Here is a 19,575-nt window from a genome sequence, read left to right on the forward strand (position 1 = left end):
TGAAAAGTAAACACTTTTTTAAATCATAATTAAACAATATAAACAAAACATTTTTATTTTTATATTGCTTTCGCAATCGTTTGCGTATATCATGTAATTAACAACTTTAATCCATGGAGGGAATAGTATGACTCATTTAAAAAGACTGTTTGACATTAACCCATTTAAATTAACCACTCACTCATTACACAAAGAAGATATCCGTTTGCAAGAATCTTTAACAAGTATTGGAAATGGCTATATGGGATTAAGAGGAAACTTTGAAGAAGGTTTCTCAGGAGATAATCACAAAGGAACTTATTTGGCAGGTGTTTGGTATCCTGATAAAACACGTGTTGGTTGGTGGAAAAATGGTTACCCTGACTATTTTGGAAAAGTCATTAATGCAATTGATTTTATTGCTGTTGATATATATGTTAACAATCATAAAGTTGATTTAAATACGATAACACCTACAGATTTTTATCAAGAATTAGACATGCAACATGGCATTCTATCACGCCAGTTTACAGTAACTATTAACGATTGCACTGTTAAGTGTTCTTTCAAACGCTTGCTTAGCTTAACTATTAAAGAACTGGCTTTAGTTAACGTATCTGTCGAAATGTTAGAAGGCTCAGGCGAAATTACATTAGTCTCTAAATTAGATAACCATGTTCATAATGAAGATAGCAATTACGATGATATGTTTTGGGAACATAGACAAAGTGGTGAGAACTTTGTCACAGCGAAAACTATCAGCAACCCTTTTGGTATAGATGAATTCTGTGTGACAACGTTCATGCAAAATGATTTATCTCAACCAAACTTACCTACTAAAAAAGAATTCAAAGAGTTTGAAGCTTCAGAAATAATCACTACGACATTACAAACTGGCGATATCATCTCATTAGATAAAAAAGTGATTGTCGTTACAAGCCGAGATATTGCAGAAAATAATCAATTAGAGCATGCTAGAAATTTATTAAATCAAGTTAATAAAAATACTGTAGAAGAATTAATCTCTCAACATAAAAACGCTTGGTTAAAACGTTGGGAAGTAGCAGATGTGGTTATTACAGGTGATGACGAAGCTCAACAAGGTATTCGCTTCAATTTATTCCAATTATTTTCAACTTATTATGGTGAAGATGAACGCCTAAACATTGGCCCAAAAGGATTTACTGGTGAAAAATATGGCGGTGCTACTTATTGGGATACAGAGGCCTATGCTGTTCCACTTTATTTGTCCTTAGCAGAACCGAATGTAACGAAAAACTTATTAAAATATCGTCATAACCAGTTACCCCAAGCACAACATAACGCTAGACAACAAGGCTTACAAGGTGCTCTCTATCCAATGGTTACTTTCACAGGGGTTGAGTGCCATAATGAATGGGAAATCACCTTTGAAGAAATCCACCGAAACGGCGCTATTGCTTATGCTATTTATAATTACACAAACTATACTGGTGACACTTCTTACTTGAAACACGAAGGACTAGAAGTATTATCTGAAATTTCACGTTTTTGGGCTGACAGAGTTCATTTTTCTAAACGTCATGATGCTTACATGATTCATGGTGTTACTGGACCAAATGAATATGAAAATAATATTAATAATAACTGGTACACAAACTATATTGCACGCTGGGTATTAAGCTACACAATCGAAAATTATCAACTTTATAAAAACGATACAACTATATCCTTGTCTGAAGAAGAAATGGCACATTGGCAAGATATTATCGATAAAATGTATTTACCGAAAGATGAAGAACTTGGCATTTTTGTTCAACACGATACTTTTTTAGACAAGGATTTAATACCTGTCACTGATTTAGATAAAAAAGATGTTCCGTTGAATCAAAACTGGTCTTGGGATAAAATTTTACGCTCTTGTTTTATCAAACAAGCAGATGTACTACAAGGAATTTATTTCTTTAACGATCAATTTACTATTGAAGAAAAACGTAAAAACTTTGAATTTTATGAGCCAATGACCGTACATGAATCATCCCTTTCTCCATGTATCCATTCCATATTAGCTGCAGAATTAGGGATGGAAGAAAAAGCGGTAGAAATGTATCAACGAACTGCTAGACTAGACTTAGATAACTACAATAATGACACAGATGACGGGCTACATATCACATCAATGACTGGAAGTTGGTTGACCATTGTACAAGGCTTTGCACAGATGAAAGTTTTCAATGAATCACTTAGTTTTGCTCCTTTCTTACCAACAAAATGGGACAGTTATGCTTTCCATATAAACTATCGAGGTCGCCTACTTTATATCAGTGTATCAGACAACATTACCATTAATTTGTTAAATGGTGAACCTTTAGATGTCACAATTTATGGTAATAGGCACACACTAACCGACTCATTAACAGTTAAATTAATGACTAAAGGAGTGGAATAATATGTTTCAAGGAGTACTATTTGACTTAGATGGTGTCATCACAGATACGGCAGAATACCATTATAGAGCATGGAAAAGTTTAGCTCAGGAGTTAGGTATTGATATCGACCGAGAATTTAATGAACAATTAAAAGGTGTGAGTCGCGAAGATTCGCTAGACTTAATTTTGAAACACGGTAGAAAAAGGTCTGATATTGATGACGATACCTTTAAAGAGCTTGCTGCAAAAAAAAATGATGTTTACGTTGAGATGATACAATATTTTTCAGAAGACGATATTTTTCCAGGAATTCTTCCCCTACTAAAAGAATTAAAGCAACATCATATAAAAATAGCCTTAGCCTCCGCCAGTAAAAATGGCCCATTATTATTAGAAAAAATGAAATTAACGAGTTATTTTGATGCTATTGTTGATCCTACTAGTGTGGCTTCTGGCAAACCTGCACCAGATATTTTTATCGCTGCTGCAAAAGCCATTGATTGTCCGATATCAAGTTGTATTGGGGTTGAAGACTCAAAAGCAGGTATTACAGCAATCAAAAAAAGTGGTGCTTTACCAATTGGTGTTGGTAACAGCCAAGATTTAGGCACAGACATCACACTAGTTTCAACAACTAACGACTTAACCTATGAGTTTTTAACAAAAAATTGGGTGGACTAATCTATAAAAGCTTCGAGCCATGGAATAACCCAAGGCTCGAAGCTTTTTTCTTTGTTATAAAACTTGTTCAAACCATCTATTTTGACGTAACGTTAAAGAAACTTATCTGCTCTTAAAGTCAACTTAACCTTTTAACTAGCTTAGTTATTTTATTCAAAAAAGCAGTTCCTTTATATCATATAAGCCATTTTGTTGGAAAATACCGCAATTTATACTTTTTAAACAATATGAGATATTATAAAATATGTATCATATGATAATATTTTATAATATCTCATATGGCTACAAGTCTTGTCAATCATGAAAAATTTACCTTATTCGGTAACGAAAATATTACTTTTAGTCTAATAAAACTAAAAATAATACGCATAAAAAATAGTCCAATACCTTTATTAGACTATTTATCATAATACAGTATTAACATTTATTGATACTTTTTACTAATTTCTTCAGGTAAAGTGCACAACATATTAATTTCCCAATATCTTTGTGCATCATTTATTATCTTTTTAACTTTTAATCTATCCCTACTTTGATTAAATTGGTCTAAAATACTATCCAATAATTCTAAATCACATAAACAATCCTCTTTAAATACAAGTAAAAATTGCATTAATACCATATTAGAAAGTTTATTTAAAGATATCGCTTCTTTCACACCTAGTATAACCTTACTATGAATATCATTTCTTCGGTACTCACTCCACTCATAGTTATCTCTTTCAAAATATTGACCATCATAAACTTTTAATATTCTCCTCAAGGATTCTTCTGTTAACATGTCCACTAAAATTTTTTGAACTTCTTCACAATCACTTTTGATTTGTGCATTAATAAAATAAGTTCCAGATTTATACACGATAATATCAGGATAACCATGTTTATCAAACTCTTTCCTAATTTGATAAATGGTTGTATGTAAGTTACTTCCGCCTCGCTCACCAGTCATATCTGGAAATAATATATCAACTAGATCATCTTTAGTCACCAACTCTTCTCTATAATGGAAAAGATAAAAAAATAATTCATATGCTTTCTTTGTACGAAGTAAAATACGTTCTCCTTTGTCATTAAGTAAACGCCCTCTGCCAAAACTATTTATATAAATACTTTTTTGTTCCACCATTATATACCCCTTTTTCATTGTAATATCTGGTAGTTTATCATATAGCATATGCATATAATCATCATATGTAATAATAATAAACTTTTAATAAAAAAATAATTGATATTTTACATTAAATATCATTTAAATATATTTGATAATAAAAAAGACAACTTTTCAAAAAAAGATGTCTTTTTTTATTTATTTATAAATTATTTCAAATTCTTCACATACTACTTCCATATTTGTTATATCTACTTCTTTATTATAGATATCTTTAAATAATGTTTGCCAAAAATTGTAATGAACTTGTTTCCAGTATTTAAGTGATAAATCCCCTTCTCCTTCTTTATAGGCATGTTCTGGTGTTACTTCACAAAATTTTGTCATATAGACTTTAGTTGTCATAAGGACTGCTACTGGATTTCCACTTCCATCTAACAACATATCATAATGATGATTAGATTTTGGTAACGCCTCGTTTTCCCAGTCATACTCAACTTTAGCACTAGCTGTTGCTGTCTTGGTACCATTTAGTACAAGCTTTGCTAATTCATCAGCCATTTCATCTGTAGCTCCAAATGACCAAGCTTCACCGAATATTGGATTTTCAATCGTTGTTTGACTAAGAAACTTTTGCCAAAAAGCAGCTTCTTTTTTATTCATGCGATTATCCTTATATGATTATTTTTTTGATTGGTTATGTGTCATTTCGTGTACTTTTTTAATCGTTGTCATCTTATGATTCCAACACTCTGTTGATAAATCAACTGGATATTTTTGAGGGTTTAAATTACGTTTGTATTCTTCCCACAATGAGTCTTGATTGTCTTTAGATAATTTTTTGATTTCTTCTAATGTGGGCAACTCATACACTCGATTACCGTCTATGTAGATATCTTGTAAAACTGGACGTGCTGTAAAGTTTTTCACTGTTTTATTAATATAAGTATGAACTGGGTGGAACATGTATAACTCTTCTTGATTTCGTGGATCTTCTGTCCAAAGTGTGATGTAATCTCCTTCAGATTTCCCATCTTTACCAGTAATTCGCCAAACTTGTTTTTTACCAGGTGTTGAAACTTTTTCTGCATTACTTGATAACTTGATTGTATCCACCATTTTTCCATCATCATTCTCAATAGAAACTATTTTATAAACCGCACCCAGCGCTGGTTGATCGTAAGCTGTAATGAGTTTTGTTCCGATCCCCCAAACATCAATTTTTGCCCGTTGCATTTTTAAATTTAGAATGGTCGATTCATCTAAATCATTTGATGCATAAATTTTAACATCTGGGTATCCTGCCTCATCTAACTGCTTTCTTACTTTTTTGGAGATATAAGCCATGTCTCCACTATCAATTCTAACACCAATAAAATTAATTTTATCACCCATTTCATTGGCTACTCGTATCGCACTAGGTACACCAGAACGTAATGTATCGTATGTATCAACTAAAAACACACAATCTTTATGCGTTTGAGCATACGCTTTAAACCCTTCATAATCATTTAAATACGATTGAATTAAACTATGAGCGTGTGTTCCTGCAATAGGTATACCAAACATTTTACCCGCTCTAACATTACTTGTTGAATCAAAACCGCCTATATAAGCTGCTCTAGTTCCCCAAATTGATGCATCAAGTTCCTGTGCTCGTCGTGTTCCAAATTCCATAATTAAATCATCGCCACATACTGCACGGATTCTCGCAGCTTTTGTCGCAATCAGTGTTTGATAGTTTATAATGTTGAGTACGGCCGTTTCTATCAATTGACATTGTGCAAGAGGTCCTTCTACTTGGAATATTGGTTCATTATTGAAAACTAATTCTCCCTCTAGAGCAGATCGTACTGTACACTTAAATTTAAATTCTTTTAAATAAGTTAAAAATTCCTCAGGGTAGGTTGTAACTCGTCTTAAATAGTCAATATCTGTATCAGAAAATACTAAATTATCAAGATAATCAATCACTCTTTCTAATCCTGCAAAAATAGCATACCCATTTTTAAATGGCATATCTCTAAAATAGCACTCAAATACAGCATGTCTATCATCACGTCCTAATTCCCAATATGTTTTCATCATATTTAATTGATATAAATCCGTGTGTAATGCCAAACTATCGTCATGTAATCGATTAATCATCATCTTCTCCAATTCTTTTTCCTTTTATTCTATCATTTACATTTTACGTCTTATAAACAAAATTCTCAACTTTTATCCTTTTGAGACAATAAAAAAAAGAGGAAGATTTCTCTTCCTCTCAATTATTAAAATAAATGATTATTTTAATGTAATTGAAGCGCCAACTTCTTCTAATTTAGCTTTGATTTCTTCAGCTTCTTCTTTAGATGCGCCTTCTTTAATTGGTGATGGAGCTCCATCAACTAATGCTTTAGCTTCTTTTAATCCTAAACCAGTTACTTCACGAACTGCTTTGATTACTTTAACTTTTGAATCTCCAGCAGAAGTTAATTCTACAGTAAATTCAGTTTGTTCAGCAGCAGATCCGCCTTCAGCAGCGCCACCAGCTACAGCTACAGGAGCAGCAGCAGATACACCAAATTCTTCTTCAATAGCTTTAACTAAATCATTTAATTCTAAAATAGTTGATTCTTTTAAATCAGCAATAATTTGTTCAACGTTTAATGCCATGTTGTTTTCCTCCATTTTAAATCTTTCGATTATTTAATTTTTATTTTTTAATAAACTAAGCTGCTATTAAGCAACTTCTTCTTCTTTTTCTGCCACAGCTTTGACTGCATAAGCCACGTTTCTGACAGGAGCTTGAAGTACAGATAGTAACATAGAAAGTAAGCCTTCGCGACTTGGTAGTTTTGCCAAAGCAATGATTTCTTCTTTAGAAGAAACATTTCCTTCGATAATGCCACCTTTAATTTCTAGCGCTTCTGCTTCTTTTGCAAAATCATTCATGATTTTAGCAGGTGCAACAACGTCTTCGTTACTGAATGCTACAGCAGTAGGTCCAAAGAATACATCTTCCATACCTTCTAATCCAGCTTTTTCAGCGGCACGACGTAAGATACCATTTTTGATAACTTTCATCTCAACGTTTGCATCACGTAATTGTTTACGTAAGTTAGTTACTTCTTCTACCGTTAAACCACGATAATCCACTACAACAACAGATGCAGCTTCTTTTAGTTTAGCAGAAATCACTTCAACTTCTTGTGCTTTTTTTGCAATTGATGCTTCACTCATTTATTTTCACCTCCGTTAATTAATAGATGGTGGAATTTTTTATACAAAAAAACTCCATGCCACCGTTGACATAGAGGGACTATTGATTGTATTAATCATTGTCCTCGGTAGGAAATTAAGGTTCTAGAACCACCTACTGTCTTCGGCATAATATTTTAACCTAGATAACTATAACATCTACAGTTATCTAGGTCAACTGTTTTTATTAATTAGAATGAAAATTTATCAACTTTAACACCAGGTCCAAAAGTTGTTGTAATTGTTAAGTTTTGAATATAAGTTCCTTTAGTAGCAGCTGGTTTAGCTTTTACGATAACATCATTTAACGCTTCAAAGTTTTCAATTAATTTAGCATCATCAAATGATACTTTACCAATTGGGACATGAATATTCCCTTGTTTGTCTACACGGTAAGTTACTTTACCTGCTTTAACTTCTTCAACAGCTTTTGTTACGTCCATAGTAACTGTTCCTGTTTTAGGGTTAGGCATTAATCCTTTAGGTCCTAATACACGTCCTAATTGACCAACTTGCGCCATCATGTCTGGAGTAGCTACGACTACGTCAAAACCAAACCATCCACCTTTAATTTTTTCTACCATGTCAGCTTCACCAACAAAGTCAGCTCCAGCAGCTTCTGCTTCTTTAGCTTTTTCACCTTTAGCGAAAACTAATACAGATTGAGTTTTACCAGTTCCATTAGGTAATACCATAGCTCCACGTATTTGTTGATCAGCTTTTTTAGGGTCTACATTTAGACGGTAAGCAACTTCTACAGTTGCGTCGAATTTAGCAATGTTTGTTTCTTTAGCTAAAGCTACTGCTTCTGCTACAGAGTATTCTTTTGTTACATCTACTTTTTTCAATGCTTCTTGCATTTTTTTACTTTTCTTAGCCATTTTGTTTCCTCCTTGATTGTGGTTATAACGGTTGTACCTCCCACGTATTTATATTTTTCAATATAAATTCGACTGAGAAGCTACTTCAAGACTCGCTGTAGAAGTTTACTCTACAGTGATACCCATGCTTCGTGCAGTACCTTCTACCATGCGCATAGCTGCTTCAATATCAGCTGCGTTTAGGTCTTGCATTTTAGTTTCAGCGATTTCTTTTACTTGATCTTTAGTAACAGTTGCTACTTTTTTAGAGTTAGGCTCTCCTGAACCTTTTTCAATGTTAGCTGCTTTTTTAAGTAAAACTGCAGCTGGTGGTGTTTTTGTAATAAATGTAAATGAACGGTCTTCATATACAGAAATTACAACTGGAATAATTAAACCAGCTTGATCTGCTGTACGAGCGTTGAATTCTTTTGTGAATCCCATAATGTTAATACCCGCTTGACCTAACGCTGGACCTACCGGTGGAGCTGGTGTTGCTTTCCCTGCAGGAATTTGTAATTTAACTAATTTTTCAACTTTCTTTGCCACGAGACATACCTCCTTAAGTCCGTGATGTGGTTTAATGGAGATGTAAATTTCTCCTCCCACACTGTAAATAAAAAAGAAATACGTGTATTACACGCACCTTCATATTATACTATCATTTTTAAAATAATCAATACTCTTTTTTATATTTTTACTTTTTTGCAAGTTGCTACTATATTATACGCATGATATAGTAACAGTACTTAATTTATAGCAAAAGGAGGAACCGTTCAAAATGATTCGTTTTGCAGAAAAAAAAGATGCTAGCCAAGCCATCGACTTAGTGATGATCGTTCTAAGAGATATGGAATTAGATATCTTCGATAAATTACCTGAGGATGAGGTAAAAAATTTACTCGTTACTGGTTTTATAGAAAAGCCAACCCATCGTTACGGTTACAAAAATGCATTGGTAAAAGAAATTAATGGTGAAGTCGCTGGTGTGGCTTTTGGCTACCCACAACATTTAGAAAAAAATATTGATGAAGGATTCTTTGACATTCTAGAACAACACAACTTACCAATAGAAAAATATCGTTTATTTACTGAAAAAGAAGCCTTTGATAATGAATGGTATTTGGATACATTAGTAACCTCTCCTAATCATCGTGGTAAAGGTGTCGCAAAAGAGTTGCTTAACTCTCTTTCTGAATTAGCGACACAATCAAATCTTTCTACTATAGGTTTGAATTGTGATTTAGTTAATGACAATGCCAAAAGAATTTATTTGAACAATGGTTTTGAAAAATCAGGTGAAATTGATATTGCCGGTCATAGATACGAGCATTTACAGAAACATATTTAGCCAAAATTATAAAACCTCGATTATTCGAAAAAATAATCGAGGTTTTATTTGCTTTTTCTTGTATAAGGATATATAATTTAAACATGAACAAATATTCATATGATTGCCCACTTATATAAAAAGGAGTTGAACCACATGTCACAATCACAACATGCCGTTGACCATAATCATGAAAAATGTAGCCACGCACATAATCACAATCATGGTAATCTACCAGTCGTTCTATTCTTTCTAGGTTTCGCAACATTTCTGATTAGTTTATTTTTACCAGTTGGCACTTTAAAAACCATTCTTTCCGTTTCAACTATTGTTCTTTCTGGGTATCACATTATGATTGAGGGTTTTGAAGATACCATTAAAGAAACCAAACGACTTAAAAAATTTATGCCAAATGTCCATGTTTTAATGTCCCTTGCAGCAATCGGTGCAGTACTTATCGGAGATTATACCGAGGGGGCTCTTCTAATTCTTATCTTTGCTGCCGCTCACTTTTTAGAACATTATGTGGAAAATAAAAGTAAAAAAGAAATTACTTCTTTAATGAAAATGAATCCAACTGATGCTAAATTAATACTTTCAGACGGTTCTACTAAGACAGTAGATATTGCTCAACTAAAAATTGGCGATCATTTGAAAGTATTAAATGGGGAACAAATTCCAACTGACGGAATCATTCTAACTGGATACACATCAATTGATGAATCATCAATCAACGGTGAAAGTATTCCTGCTGAAAAAACAGTTGGTGATAATGTTTTTGGTAGTACAATCAATGGTGATGGAACTATTACAATGGTTGTAACAAAAGATAGTACAGACACTGTATTTGCTAAAATTTTACAGTTAGTCAATGAATCTCAATCAAACCTATCTAAAACTGCCACAAAGATTAAACGTTTAGAACCCAAATATGTCACGAGTGTTATGGTTCTTGTATTCTTATACATTGTATTAATGCCACTTGTTTTCAATATGGCTTGGTATGATAGTTTTTACAAAGGCATGGTATTCTTAACAGTTGCTTCGCCTTGTGCCCTTGCTGCGAGTGATATTCCAGCGACACTATCTGCCATTTCAAACTTAGCTAAACGCGGAGTTCTATTCAAAGGCGGCTCTTACCTTTCAAACCTTTCAGAAATTAAAGCTATCGCATTTGATAAAACTGGTACATTAACCGAAGGAAAACCAAAAGTCACTGATGTTCACTTTATTGATCACATCACAAACGAAGAAACATTCTATACTGATTTAATTATAGCCATGGAAAAACAAGCCAATCATCCATTAGCTAATGCGATTGTCGAATCAATTGAAATAGTTAATGACATTCCATTAACTATTGAAAATCAAATTGGGAAAGGACTCGTATCAACTTATAAAGGACATACATACAAAATCGGGAAAGCTTCTCAATTTACTAACGTATCTTCTGACATTGAATCATTTGAAAGAAAATATGCTGAAGAAGGAAAAACAGTCGTACTATTTTCTGAAGATGATGTGGTCATTGGCTTAATCGCCATGATGGACTTACCAAATCCAAAAGCACAACAACTTGTTGCATATTTCAAAGAACATAATATTCACACTACAATGATCACCGGTGATGCTGAACGTACTGGTCGTGCTGTAGCAAATACACTTAAAATTGACGAAGTTGCAGGAAATGTTCTACCTGAAAACAAATCACAAATTGTTAGCTCACTTCAAGACAAATATGGTTTAACAGCCATGGTTGGTGATGGGATCAATGATGCACCAGCTCTTGTAAAAGCTGATATTGGTGTGGCTATGGGTGATGGAACGGACGTTGCCATTGATGTAGCAGATGTTGTTTTAATGCAAAACGACTTAGACAAACTAGGTTACGCTTATCGTCTATCTAAAAAATTAGATAAAGTGGTTAAACAAAACATTATTTTCTCTATGGGTGTTGTCGCATTACTTGTTGTATTAAATATTTTTGGTCAAATGAACTTACCTATTGGTATTTTAGCCCATGAAGGATCTACATTAGTTGTCTTATTTAATGGATTAAGACTTTTAACACCACTTAAAAATTAAAATATATCATTATATTCAGGAGAGAGACTAAATTCTATCTCCTGTTTTTTTGTATCGCCGATTGTAAAATTAAGCTAGACAACCAAAGAAAACAAGGAAAGTGATCACAATAGTTTAAATAATTGGTTTAAAAAAATTTCCATGCCATCTATTTAAATCAATCAGCAAGCTAAATAATATTGATATTTATTTTGCCAATTCAGGAACACCCTAAAAAAGACTTAAACGAACTCTTTAATGGGTTATTACGCAAAGATAGATTACCTAATCAAATTGATTTCAATGGAGTTAAGGAATCTTTTATCCAATCTATCGCATCTAAAAGAAATAATATCCCTAGAAAATCATTAGACTATAAAACACCATTGGAAGTATTTTTGAGTTATATAGATAATGATATTTTGTCTAGCTTAATTTGACAAATAAAAAAAATAAAAAATAGCACTTAAAAAGTACTATTTTCTTATTATTCGTTATCTTTTTTTTCTTCTTCAGTGACTGGTTCTTCAACCACTTCAACTTCAGTTACTTCAACTTCTGACGTATTATCCTCTATAGGTTCATTAGATGTAGGTGCTGCAGGTGCTTTAACTGTTTTAATTGCTCCTCGTTCAAATTCTAAATAGATTCCTTCACAATCAAGAGTCACTGTGCCTTTTTCTTTATCTACTTCATGAACGATTCCGTATAGTCCACCAATAGTCACAACTTCACTACCAGGTTGCATACTATCTAATAATTGTTGACGTTGAGCTTGTTGTTTCTTTTGAGAACGACTCATAAAAAACATCATTCCACCCATCACTAATATCAATGGTATCAATGTTTGCATAACTTAGTTCACCTCTTTCTTATTTCACTCAACTATAACTGTAACAAATTTTTAATTATTTAACTACAAAAATTCTATAAATTTTAGAAATTCTTGGCATTTTCTTTATTAAAGCCATACTCTTCAAAAAACGCTTGTCTAAATTCTAATAAGTTATCATCCATAATAGCTTGTCTGACTTGTTTCATGGTATTTAATAAGAAATACAAGTTATGATAAGACGTCAAACGAATACCGAATGTTTCATCACATTTAATGAGATGACGAATGTAAGCTCGTGTGTAATTGCGACAAGTGTAGCAATCACATTTCTCATCAATTGGACGATAGTCTTCTGCGTATTTTGCATTTTTAACGACCAAACGTCCTTGACTTGTCATACATGTTCCGTTTCTTGCAATACGTGTTGGTAACACACAATCAAACATATCAACTCCACGAATTACGCCATCAATTAATGAGTCTGGCGTTCCAACACCCATTAAGTAACGAGGTTTATTTTCTGGAATCAGTGGTGTTGTGTATTCAAGCACTTTGTTCATCTCTTCTTTAGGTTCTCCTACTGACAATCCCCCGATAGAATAACCAGGGAAGTCTAAGCTAACTAATTCACGCGCACTTTGTTCACGCAAATCTTTGTACCCAGCTCCTTGAATAATACCAAATAGTCCTTGTCTATCAGGATTTTGATGAGCTTTTAGTCCACGTTCAGCCCAACGTGATGTTCTCTCAATAGATTTTTTCACGTAGTCATGACTTTCTTGGAATGGTGGACACTCATCAAAACTCATCATGATATCTGGTCCTAATTTATTTTGAATTTGAATAGCTTTTTCTGGTGATAAAAACATCTTAGAACCATTTAGGTGGTTTCTAAAATGAACACCAGATTCTTCAATTTGTCGCATATCTGATAATGACCAGACCTGGAATCCTCCAGAATCGGTTAAAATTCCTTGGTCCCAGTTCATAAATTTATGTAGTCCACCTGCACCTTCTACAATGTCCTCACCAGGGCGTAACCATAGATGATAGGTATTACTTAAAATAATTCCGGCACCCATCTCTTTTAATTCTTCCGGTGCCATTGTCTTTACAGTGGCAAGTGTTCCAACAGGCATAAACATTGGCGTTGGGAATGTTCCATGAGGGGTAATAATTTCACCTAGTCGTGCGCCAGTATGTTTTTCTTTTTTTATCAATCGGTATTTAATTGCTGGTTCTGTCATGTCTTTTCTCTCTTTCTTTATTTAACAAACATCGCATCGCCAAAGCTAAAGAAGCGATATTTTTCTTTTACAGCATGCTCATAGGCATTAAGGACGTTGTCTTTTCCGGCAAACGCACTGACTAACATAATCAATGTTGACATTGGTAAGTGGAAATTAGTTAAAAACGCATCGACTATTTTAAACTCATAACCTGGTTTAATAAATATATCTGTCCAACCGTTGTCTTCTTGTAATTTTCCATCAAACTTTGTCCCAATGGTTTCAAGTGTTCTGATAGATGTTGTTCCAACTGCTACAACTTTTCCACCTTGTTCTTTGACTTCATTCAATGTGTCTGCCGAATCTTTAGTTAAACGATAAAACTCACTATGCATTTTATGATTTTCCACATCATCCACACTGACTGGTCTAAATGTTCCAAGTCCAACGTGAAGGGTTAAATATACTAATTTAACCCCTTTATCTTCAATTTTTTTCAAGACATCTGGTGTGAAATGTAACCCAGCTGTTGGAGCGGCTGCTGACCCATTTTCTTTCGCATAAACGGTTTGATAGCGATCGTTATCACTTAGTCTCTCTTTGATATATGGTGGCAATGGCATTTCACCAAGTGACTCCAAAATCTCTAAAAAGACACCATCATAAGAAAAAGTAATCATGCGACCACCATGTTCTAGTTCTTCCTCAACGACTGCTTTTAATGCCCCATTTCCAAATGAAATCACGGTACCTTTTTTGGCACGTTTGGCTGGTTTAATTAAGGTTTCCCATGTGTCACCTGTTGTATTCGTTAACAATAAAACTTCTAAATGACCACCTGTATCAGGTTTTTCTCCGTGAAGCCTTGCAGGAAGAACTCTTGTATCATTCATAACAAGAGCATCTCCTTCATTTAATTCATCTATAATTGCAGGAAATTGCGTGTCCTCAATTGCTCCATTTTTCGAATCTAATATTAATAACTTTGATGCCGCACGATTTTCTAGTGGTGTTTGTGCGATTAACTCTTCTGGTAAATCAAAATCAAAGTCAGAGGTTTTTAATGTCATATCCTCACCTATTTCCTTTCTGTTCTATCTCCTGTTGTATTTTAACACTTTTACTCTTAAATAAAAACAGTCAAGATAGCTTAACTATTTTGATTATAAGGATAACCTAAATGTTGATACGCGTATTCTGTCACAACACGTCCTCGTTGTGTGCGTTTGATGAACCCTTTCTGTATAAGGTAAGGTTCATACATATCTTCTACTGTTTCACGTTCTTCGCTGATATTTACAGAAATGGTCGTTAATCCAACTGGTCCACCATTGTATAACTCAATCATCGCACGAAGCAATTTCTGATCGACATAATCTAATCCTTTATCATCGACTTGGAGCATTTTTAATGCATCATCAGCAATTTGTTTTGTGACTACACCTTCCCCTGTGACTTGAGCAAAATCTCTCACACGTTTTAATAAACGATTGGCAATACGCGGCGTGCCACGTGAACGTCTAGCAATTTCATACGCACCACTTTCCTCTATCACCACATCAAAAATATCTGACGAGCGAATAACAATTTCTTTCAAATCAGCTTCATCATAGTATTCCATATGACAAATAATCCCAAAGCGATCTCTCAAAGGTGCTGATAACATACCAGCTCGTGTCGTTGCCCCTACCAAAGTAAATGGAGGCAACTCAAAATGAACAGGATGAGAAGTAGGCCCTTGTCCTATCATAATATCGACATAAAAATCTTCCATAGCTGAGTACAAAAGTTCTTCCGCCACACGTGGTAAACGATGAATTTCATCAATAAATAACACGTCCCCTGGTTCTAACTCATTTAGTATTGCCACTAAATCTCCTGGTTTTTCAATGGCTGGTCCACTCGTTGTTTTAATGCTGACATCCATTTCATTTGCTATCACCATAGCCATCGTTGTTTTTCCTAATCCCGGTGGTCCATAGAGTAAGACATGGTCAAGTGCTTCATTTCGTTGTTTGGCTGCCTTGATGTAAATTGTCAATTCATCTTTCACTTTTTGTTGACCAATGTATTGCGATAATCGTGTTGGCCTAAGCGACTTTTCTACCATTTCTTCCGCGTCTAATGTTTCAGAAGAGACAAGTCTTTCTTCTTGTTCTGACATCTTCTTTACCATCCCCTACTTTTTCATTAATAATTTCAACCCAATACGTAAGTACTCGTCTGTTGTCTTATCTTGATAACTTTCAAGCTCTTTTTTGATTTTCTTAATCTCTCTTTCAGAATACCCAAGTGCTTTTAGGGCTTCGATTGCTTCATCTAATTGTTGCGTTGTCTCTACAGTAAATAAATCTTCTTGTGTGGAAATAGTGGTCGTTTCAGATGCTTCGACTGCAACATCATCTAATTTACCTTGTAAATCTAAAATCATTTGTTGTGCTGTTTTCTTTCCAACACCTGGGAATTTCGTTAAATACGTCGCGTCTTGCGCTTCGATTGCTTGAACTAAACCTGAATGGTCATCTAACGCCATAATCGCTAATCCACTTTTTGGTCCAATTCCTGAGACACTAATTAATTTTAAAAATAGTTGTTTTTCCTCTAATGTGGCAAACCCATAAAGTAAATGGGCATCATCACGAATAACCTGATGCAAGTAAACCGTCACCTCTTGATTTAAATAAGCTGAATAGCGAAATGGATTTGCCACCGCAATTTGATAACCTAATCCATTTGTTTCAACGACTATATAATAAGGACTAGTAAATGTTACTGTCCCTTTGATGTATTCATACACTTGTTTTCTTCCTTTCACGTACGCATGTTCCCTAAAATTGTACCATATCCCGAACAATTATCCTATGCTTTCCTTATTAAAAAAAGCCCCCATAAATATGGGAAGCCCTAGTTAATTAAACAGTGCTAAATATTCAGCATAGCCTTCTTTTTCTAAATCTTCAACTGGAACAAAACGTAACGCAGCACCATTAATACAATACCTTAGTCCACCTTTGTCTTGTGGTCCGTCTGGAAACACATGACCTAAGTGTGAATCAGCTTGGGAACTTCTGACTTCAGTTCGCACTCTTGCAAGCGTAGTGTCTTCAAGTTCTTTTAATGTTGCTATAGGCTTTGTAAATGATGGCCACCCACATCCAGCGTCATATTTATCCGTTGAAGAAAACAATGGTTCCCCACTAACGATATCTACGTAAATGCCATCTTTATCAAACTGGTCATACTCACTTGAAAAAGGACGTTCTGTGCCATTTTCTTGAGTGACTTGATACTGTAAAGGGGTTAATGTTTGTTTTAACTCTTCTTTATTTGCCAACTTTCTTCACCTCCCTAATTCTTTAAATAGTTGGTTTAAATAACCAACTGGTAAGCCAACGATAGAAAAATAATCCCCTTTTATCTCTTTGACAAACACACTTGCTTTTCCTTGGATACCATAAGCCCCTGCTTTATCCATTGGTTCACCAGTTTTAATGTAACCAGTGATGTCTTCTTCATCCAAATCATAAAACAACACATTCACAACTTCGATATGTTCATATATTTTTTCAGGGGTTATCACACAAACGGCTGTCATTACGCTATGTGTCTTACCACTTAGTTTTTCTAACATATCGTAAGCATCTTTTTCATCAATCGGCTTCCCCATAATGTCATTATCTAACACAACTGTTGTATCACACCCAATTACTGTTTCATTTGGATAAAGTTTAATAATTTCTTTAGCTTTTTCTCTGGCCATGCGACGAACATAATCTTTGGATAATTCATCTAAATTGACCGTTTCATCTATATCGGCTGGGCTTATCGTAAAATGACTTGTCACAAATGACAATAACTCTTTTCTTCTAGGTGATGCTGACGCTAGTATCATGTACGTCTTCCTTTCTAATGTGGCTCTTGAATTCGTTTAAATAATTTTTCCATATCCTGATTGGTAAAGTGAATCAACACAGGGCGACCGTGCGGACAATTAAACGGATTCTCACATGTTTCTAACTCGTCTAATAAGGCTCGTGCTTGACGTTCATCCAAATGATGGTTGGCCTTAATTGATTGCTTACAACTCATCATAATTGCTGTAGCCTCACGAAAGGATTTTACTTCAACTTTTCCTTCTTCTAGGAAAATATCAATCATTTCACGGATGGTCGACTCTTCTTTTCCAACTGGATACCACGTTGGATGAGAACGGATAATAAAACTCTGTTGTCCAAAATCCTCTAACTCAATCCCGACTTCTTCAAACACCGATAGATTTTCTTTAATCTTTATGTAATCATCTACTGAGTATTCCAAAATAATTGGCACAAGAAGTTGTTGTTTGTCTTCCCCAACGTCTCCTATTTTTTCTCTAAAATACTCATACTTGATACGTTCTTGAGCGGCATGTTGATCAATAATATAAAGTCCCTCATCACTTTGGGCAAATAAATAGGTGCCATGCATTTGACCAAAATATTCTAAATGGGGAAAACTGTGCGTTGATGTTTCTTGCGTATCAGTTTTTGGTAGATCAACCACTTCTTCAATCACTTCATGAGAAACAGTATTTGATTCTATGTCACTCTCTTGCGTATAAGTCGCATCATCTAATTTTTCTGAGACACCATTTGTGTAATCTTTTGCTTCTTTAAATAGTTCTTTTTCTTCATTATTTTTTAAATAAAATTCACCCGTCAATGAATCATACGCTAAATTGGTATCTTTAATTTGTTGTTCACGCTCTAGTGGTTTAGCAGAATGCTCAAATGGTAATTGTTGTTGCTCTACTTTAATCGTTTCAACTTGTTTTTTAAATGGTTTGCTATCATTCACGCGAGGAATCAGCACTTCCTCACCCAACGTTTTAGCAATGCTTGTTTCAATTAGCGTAACGAGTTCTTTTTCTTTACTTAGGCGAACTTCTTGTTTAGTTGGATGAACATTCACATCAACAAGCAATGGGTCCATCTCAATTGATAACACGGCAATCGGAAATCGACCAACCATCAGTTTTGAACCATATCCAGATACAATGGCTTTATTTAAAATAAAATTTTTGATGTAGCGACCATTGATGATGAGTGAGATATAATTACGGCTAGCTCGTGTCACTTCTGGTAAAGACACATAACCTGTTAGCTTAAAATCCAAATCATCCCCTGATACTTCAATCATTTTTTTTGCTGTATTAACACCATAAACACCGGCAATCGCTTGTTTTAAATCACCACTTCCTAGTGTTCGTAACATTCGATGACCATCATTAGTTAATGAAAACGAAATATCTGGATGGCTCATAGCTAACCGATTGACTACATCACCAATATTAGCTAACTCTGTTTGTAATGTTTTAACATATTTTAGTCTAGCTGGTGTATTAAAAAAGATATTTTCAACCGTTATACTAGTTCCTTTACGCAATGAGTGAGACTTATGCTCTTTCACCACACCTCCCGATAAGAAAAGATAGCTTCCTTCTTCACCAGTGGATGTTTCAAGTGTGACTTCAGATACTGAGGCAATACTTGGTAATGCTTCACCACGAAAACCGAGTGAACGAATACGAAACAAATCTTCACGTGTATGAATTTTACTGGTGGCATGGCGCTTAAAGGCATTTAACACGTCATCTGAAGAAATTCCTTCCCCATTATCAATTACTTGAATTTTCTTTAATCCTGATTCTTCAATAAAAATATCAATTTTCGTACTACCAGCATCAATCGAGTTTTCAAGCAATTCTTTAACGACTGAAGCGGGACGTTCCACTACCTCACCAGCAGCAATTTGGTTGGCTAAAATCTGTGATAACTCTTCAATTTTCGCCATGCTTCT

The 19,575-nt window shown here is 34.4% G+C and carries 19 protein-coding genes, 1 pseudogene and 1 other annotated feature; of the genes and pseudogenes, 5 read left to right on the plus strand and 15 right to left on the minus strand.

Annotated features, from left to right (window positions below):
• Positions 1–127: 127 nt before the first annotated feature.
• Both mdxK and pgmB read left to right on the plus strand, forming a co-directional pair.
• Positions 128–2,407 carry a maltose phosphorylase MdxK gene (gene mdxK, locus MN187_RS08020; protein ID WP_241699459.1) on the plus strand — a complete coding sequence of 760 codons (2,280 nt, stop codon included), beginning with the start codon at positions 128–130 and terminating at the stop codon, positions 2,405–2,407.
• A gap of 1 nt (position 2,408) precedes the next feature.
• Positions 2,409–3,068, plus strand: a complete 660-nt coding sequence (pgmB, locus tag MN187_RS08025) for a beta-phosphoglucomutase (protein WP_242093787.1) — start codon at positions 2,409–2,411, stop codon at positions 3,066–3,068.
• Positions 3,069–3,492: 424 nt separating this feature from the next.
• Here the strand turns inward: pgmB and MN187_RS08030 are convergent, their stop codons facing one another.
• The 7 genes from MN187_RS08030 to rplK all read right to left on the minus strand — a co-directional run bounded on the left by MN187_RS08030 (position 3,493) and on the right by rplK (position 8,828).
• Entirely contained in the window at positions 3,493–4,191 is a 699-nt protein-coding gene (locus tag MN187_RS08030; RefSeq protein WP_241699461.1) for a winged helix-turn-helix domain-containing protein, read from the minus strand.
• Between the two features lie 183 nt (positions 4,192–4,374).
• Positions 4,375–4,839 (minus strand): ASCH domain-containing protein, encoded by a 465-nt coding sequence (locus tag MN187_RS08035; protein WP_242093789.1) that lies wholly within the window; start codon positions 4,837–4,839, stop codon positions 4,375–4,377.
• Between the two features lie 18 nt (positions 4,840–4,857).
• Entirely contained in the window at positions 4,858–6,324 is a 1,467-nt protein-coding gene (locus MN187_RS08040) for a nicotinate phosphoribosyltransferase (RefSeq protein WP_117973310.1), read from the minus strand.
• Between the two features lie 138 nt (positions 6,325–6,462).
• Positions 6,463–6,834, minus strand: coding sequence for a 50S ribosomal protein L7/L12 (rplL, locus tag MN187_RS08045; RefSeq protein WP_117973311.1), 372 nt, complete (start codon positions 6,832–6,834; stop codon positions 6,463–6,465).
• Between the two features lie 66 nt (positions 6,835–6,900).
• Positions 6,901–7,401: a 50S ribosomal protein L10 gene (gene rplJ, locus MN187_RS08050; RefSeq protein WP_117973312.1), complete on the minus strand. Its 501-nt coding sequence runs from the start codon at positions 7,399–7,401 to the stop codon at positions 6,901–6,903.
• 36 nt (positions 7,402–7,437) lie between these two features.
• Positions 7,438–7,565, minus strand: a sequence feature (ribosomal protein L10 leader region).
• A 45-nt stretch (positions 7,566–7,610) separates the two neighbouring features.
• Positions 7,611–8,300 carry a 50S ribosomal protein L1 gene (gene rplA / locus MN187_RS08055; protein WP_117973313.1) on the minus strand — a complete coding sequence of 230 codons (690 nt, stop codon included), beginning with the start codon at positions 8,298–8,300 and terminating at the stop codon, positions 7,611–7,613.
• Positions 8,301–8,405: 105 nt separating this feature from the next.
• Positions 8,406–8,828 carry a 50S ribosomal protein L11 gene (gene rplK, locus MN187_RS08060; RefSeq protein WP_071457521.1) on the minus strand — a complete coding sequence of 141 codons (423 nt, stop codon included), beginning with the start codon at positions 8,826–8,828 and terminating at the stop codon, positions 8,406–8,408.
• Positions 8,829–9,060: 232 nt separating this feature from the next.
• On the opposite strand from rplK, the gene MN187_RS08065 reads away from it, so the two are divergent.
• The 3 genes and pseudogenes from MN187_RS08065 to MN187_RS08075 form a co-directional block, all read left to right on the plus strand.
• Positions 9,061–9,630: a GNAT family N-acetyltransferase gene (locus tag MN187_RS08065; RefSeq protein WP_117973314.1), complete on the plus strand. Its 570-nt coding sequence runs from the start codon at positions 9,061–9,063 to the stop codon at positions 9,628–9,630.
• 135 nt (positions 9,631–9,765) lie between these two features.
• Positions 9,766–11,694: a heavy metal translocating P-type ATPase gene (locus tag MN187_RS08070; protein WP_241699464.1), complete on the plus strand. Its 1,929-nt coding sequence runs from the start codon at positions 9,766–9,768 to the stop codon at positions 11,692–11,694.
• Between the two features lie 108 nt (positions 11,695–11,802).
• Positions 11,803–12,113: pseudogene (locus MN187_RS08075) on the plus strand (transposase); the annotation flags it as partial.
• A 47-nt stretch (positions 12,114–12,160) separates the two neighbouring features.
• Here MN187_RS08075 and yajC read toward each other — a convergent pair.
• The 8 genes from yajC to mutL all read right to left on the minus strand — a co-directional run bounded on the left by yajC (position 12,161) and on the right by mutL (position 19,569).
• The gene (gene yajC, locus MN187_RS08080; protein WP_117973316.1) at positions 12,161–12,526 is read right to left on the minus strand and encodes a preprotein translocase subunit YajC; all 366 of its coding nucleotides are present in this window, start codon (positions 12,524–12,526) and stop codon (positions 12,161–12,163) included.
• Between the two features lie 83 nt (positions 12,527–12,609).
• Complete coding sequence (gene tgt, locus MN187_RS08085) at positions 12,610–13,755, minus strand: tRNA guanosine(34) transglycosylase Tgt (RefSeq protein WP_117973317.1); 1,146 nt, start codon at positions 13,753–13,755, stop codon at positions 12,610–12,612.
• Positions 13,756–13,772: 17 nt separating this feature from the next.
• Positions 13,773–14,807 carry a tRNA preQ1(34) S-adenosylmethionine ribosyltransferase-isomerase QueA gene (gene queA / locus MN187_RS08090; RefSeq protein WP_241699465.1) on the minus strand — a complete coding sequence of 345 codons (1,035 nt, stop codon included), beginning with the start codon at positions 14,805–14,807 and terminating at the stop codon, positions 13,773–13,775.
• Positions 14,808–14,887: 80 nt separating this feature from the next.
• Complete coding sequence (gene ruvB / locus MN187_RS08095) at positions 14,888–15,901, minus strand: Holliday junction branch migration DNA helicase RuvB (RefSeq protein WP_241699466.1); 1,014 nt, start codon at positions 15,899–15,901, stop codon at positions 14,888–14,890.
• A 15-nt stretch (positions 15,902–15,916) separates the two neighbouring features.
• A complete protein-coding gene (ruvA, locus tag MN187_RS08100) occupies positions 15,917–16,534 on the minus strand; it encodes a Holliday junction branch migration protein RuvA (protein WP_241699467.1) in 618 nt (205 codons plus the stop codon).
• 111 nt (positions 16,535–16,645) lie between these two features.
• Positions 16,646–17,071, minus strand: a complete 426-nt coding sequence (gene msrB / locus MN187_RS08105; protein WP_241699468.1) for a peptide-methionine (R)-S-oxide reductase MsrB — start codon at positions 17,069–17,071, stop codon at positions 16,646–16,648.
• A 6-nt stretch (positions 17,072–17,077) separates the two neighbouring features.
• Positions 17,078–17,629, minus strand: coding sequence for a Maf family protein (locus MN187_RS08110; RefSeq protein WP_241699469.1), 552 nt, complete (start codon positions 17,627–17,629; stop codon positions 17,078–17,080).
• A gap of 14 nt (positions 17,630–17,643) precedes the next feature.
• On the minus strand, positions 17,644–19,569 hold the full coding sequence (gene mutL / locus MN187_RS08115) for a DNA mismatch repair endonuclease MutL (protein WP_242093791.1): 1,926 nt from the start codon (positions 19,567–19,569) through the stop codon (positions 17,644–17,646).
• Positions 19,570–19,575 lie beyond the last annotated feature (6 nt).

The sequence above is a fragment of the Vagococcus sp. CY52-2 genome, assembly GCF_022655055.1.
Lineage (GTDB): Bacteria > Bacillota > Bacilli > Lactobacillales > Vagococcaceae > Vagococcus.

Bases quoted from the DNA above. Each gene is read 5' to 3' on its own strand.
- mdxK (WP_241699459.1), top strand. From the start codon at position 128: ATGACTCATTTAAAAAGACTGTTTGACATTAACCCATTTAAATTAACC.
- pgmB (WP_242093787.1), top strand. From the start codon at position 2,409: ATGTTTCAAGGAGTACTATTTGACTTAGATGGTGTCATCACAGATACG.
- MN187_RS08035 (WP_242093789.1), bottom strand. From the start codon at position 4,839: ATGAATAAAAAAGAAGCTGCTTTTTGGCAAAAGTTTCTTAGTCAAACA.
- MN187_RS08040 (WP_117973310.1), bottom strand. From the start codon at position 6,324: ATGATTAATCGATTACATGACGATAGTTTGGCATTACACACGGATTTA.
- rplL (WP_117973311.1), bottom strand. From the start codon at position 6,834: ATGGCATTAAACGTTGAACAAATTATTGCTGATTTAAAAGAATCAACT.
- rplJ (WP_117973312.1), bottom strand. From the start codon at position 7,401: ATGAGTGAAGCATCAATTGCAAAAAAAGCACAAGAAGTTGAAGTGATT.
- rplA (WP_117973313.1), bottom strand. From the start codon at position 8,300: ATGGCTAAGAAAAGTAAAAAAATGCAAGAAGCATTGAAAAAAGTAGAT.
- MN187_RS08065 (WP_117973314.1), top strand. From the start codon at position 9,061: ATGATTCGTTTTGCAGAAAAAAAAGATGCTAGCCAAGCCATCGACTTA.
- MN187_RS08070 (WP_241699464.1), top strand. From the start codon at position 9,766: ATGTCACAATCACAACATGCCGTTGACCATAATCATGAAAAATGTAGC.
- yajC (WP_117973316.1), bottom strand. From the start codon at position 12,526: ATGCAAACATTGATACCATTGATATTAGTGATGGGTGGAATGATGTTT.
- tgt (WP_117973317.1), bottom strand. From the start codon at position 13,755: ATGACAGAACCAGCAATTAAATACCGATTGATAAAAAAAGAAAAACAT.
- queA (WP_241699465.1), bottom strand. From the start codon at position 14,807: ATGACATTAAAAACCTCTGACTTTGATTTTGATTTACCAGAAGAGTTA.
- ruvB (WP_241699466.1), bottom strand. From the start codon at position 15,901: ATGTCAGAACAAGAAGAAAGACTTGTCTCTTCTGAAACATTAGACGCG.
- MN187_RS08110 (WP_241699469.1), bottom strand. From the start codon at position 17,629: ATGATACTAGCGTCAGCATCACCTAGAAGAAAAGAGTTATTGTCATTT.
- mutL (WP_242093791.1), bottom strand. From the start codon at position 19,569: ATGGCGAAAATTGAAGAGTTATCACAGATTTTAGCCAACCAAATTGCT.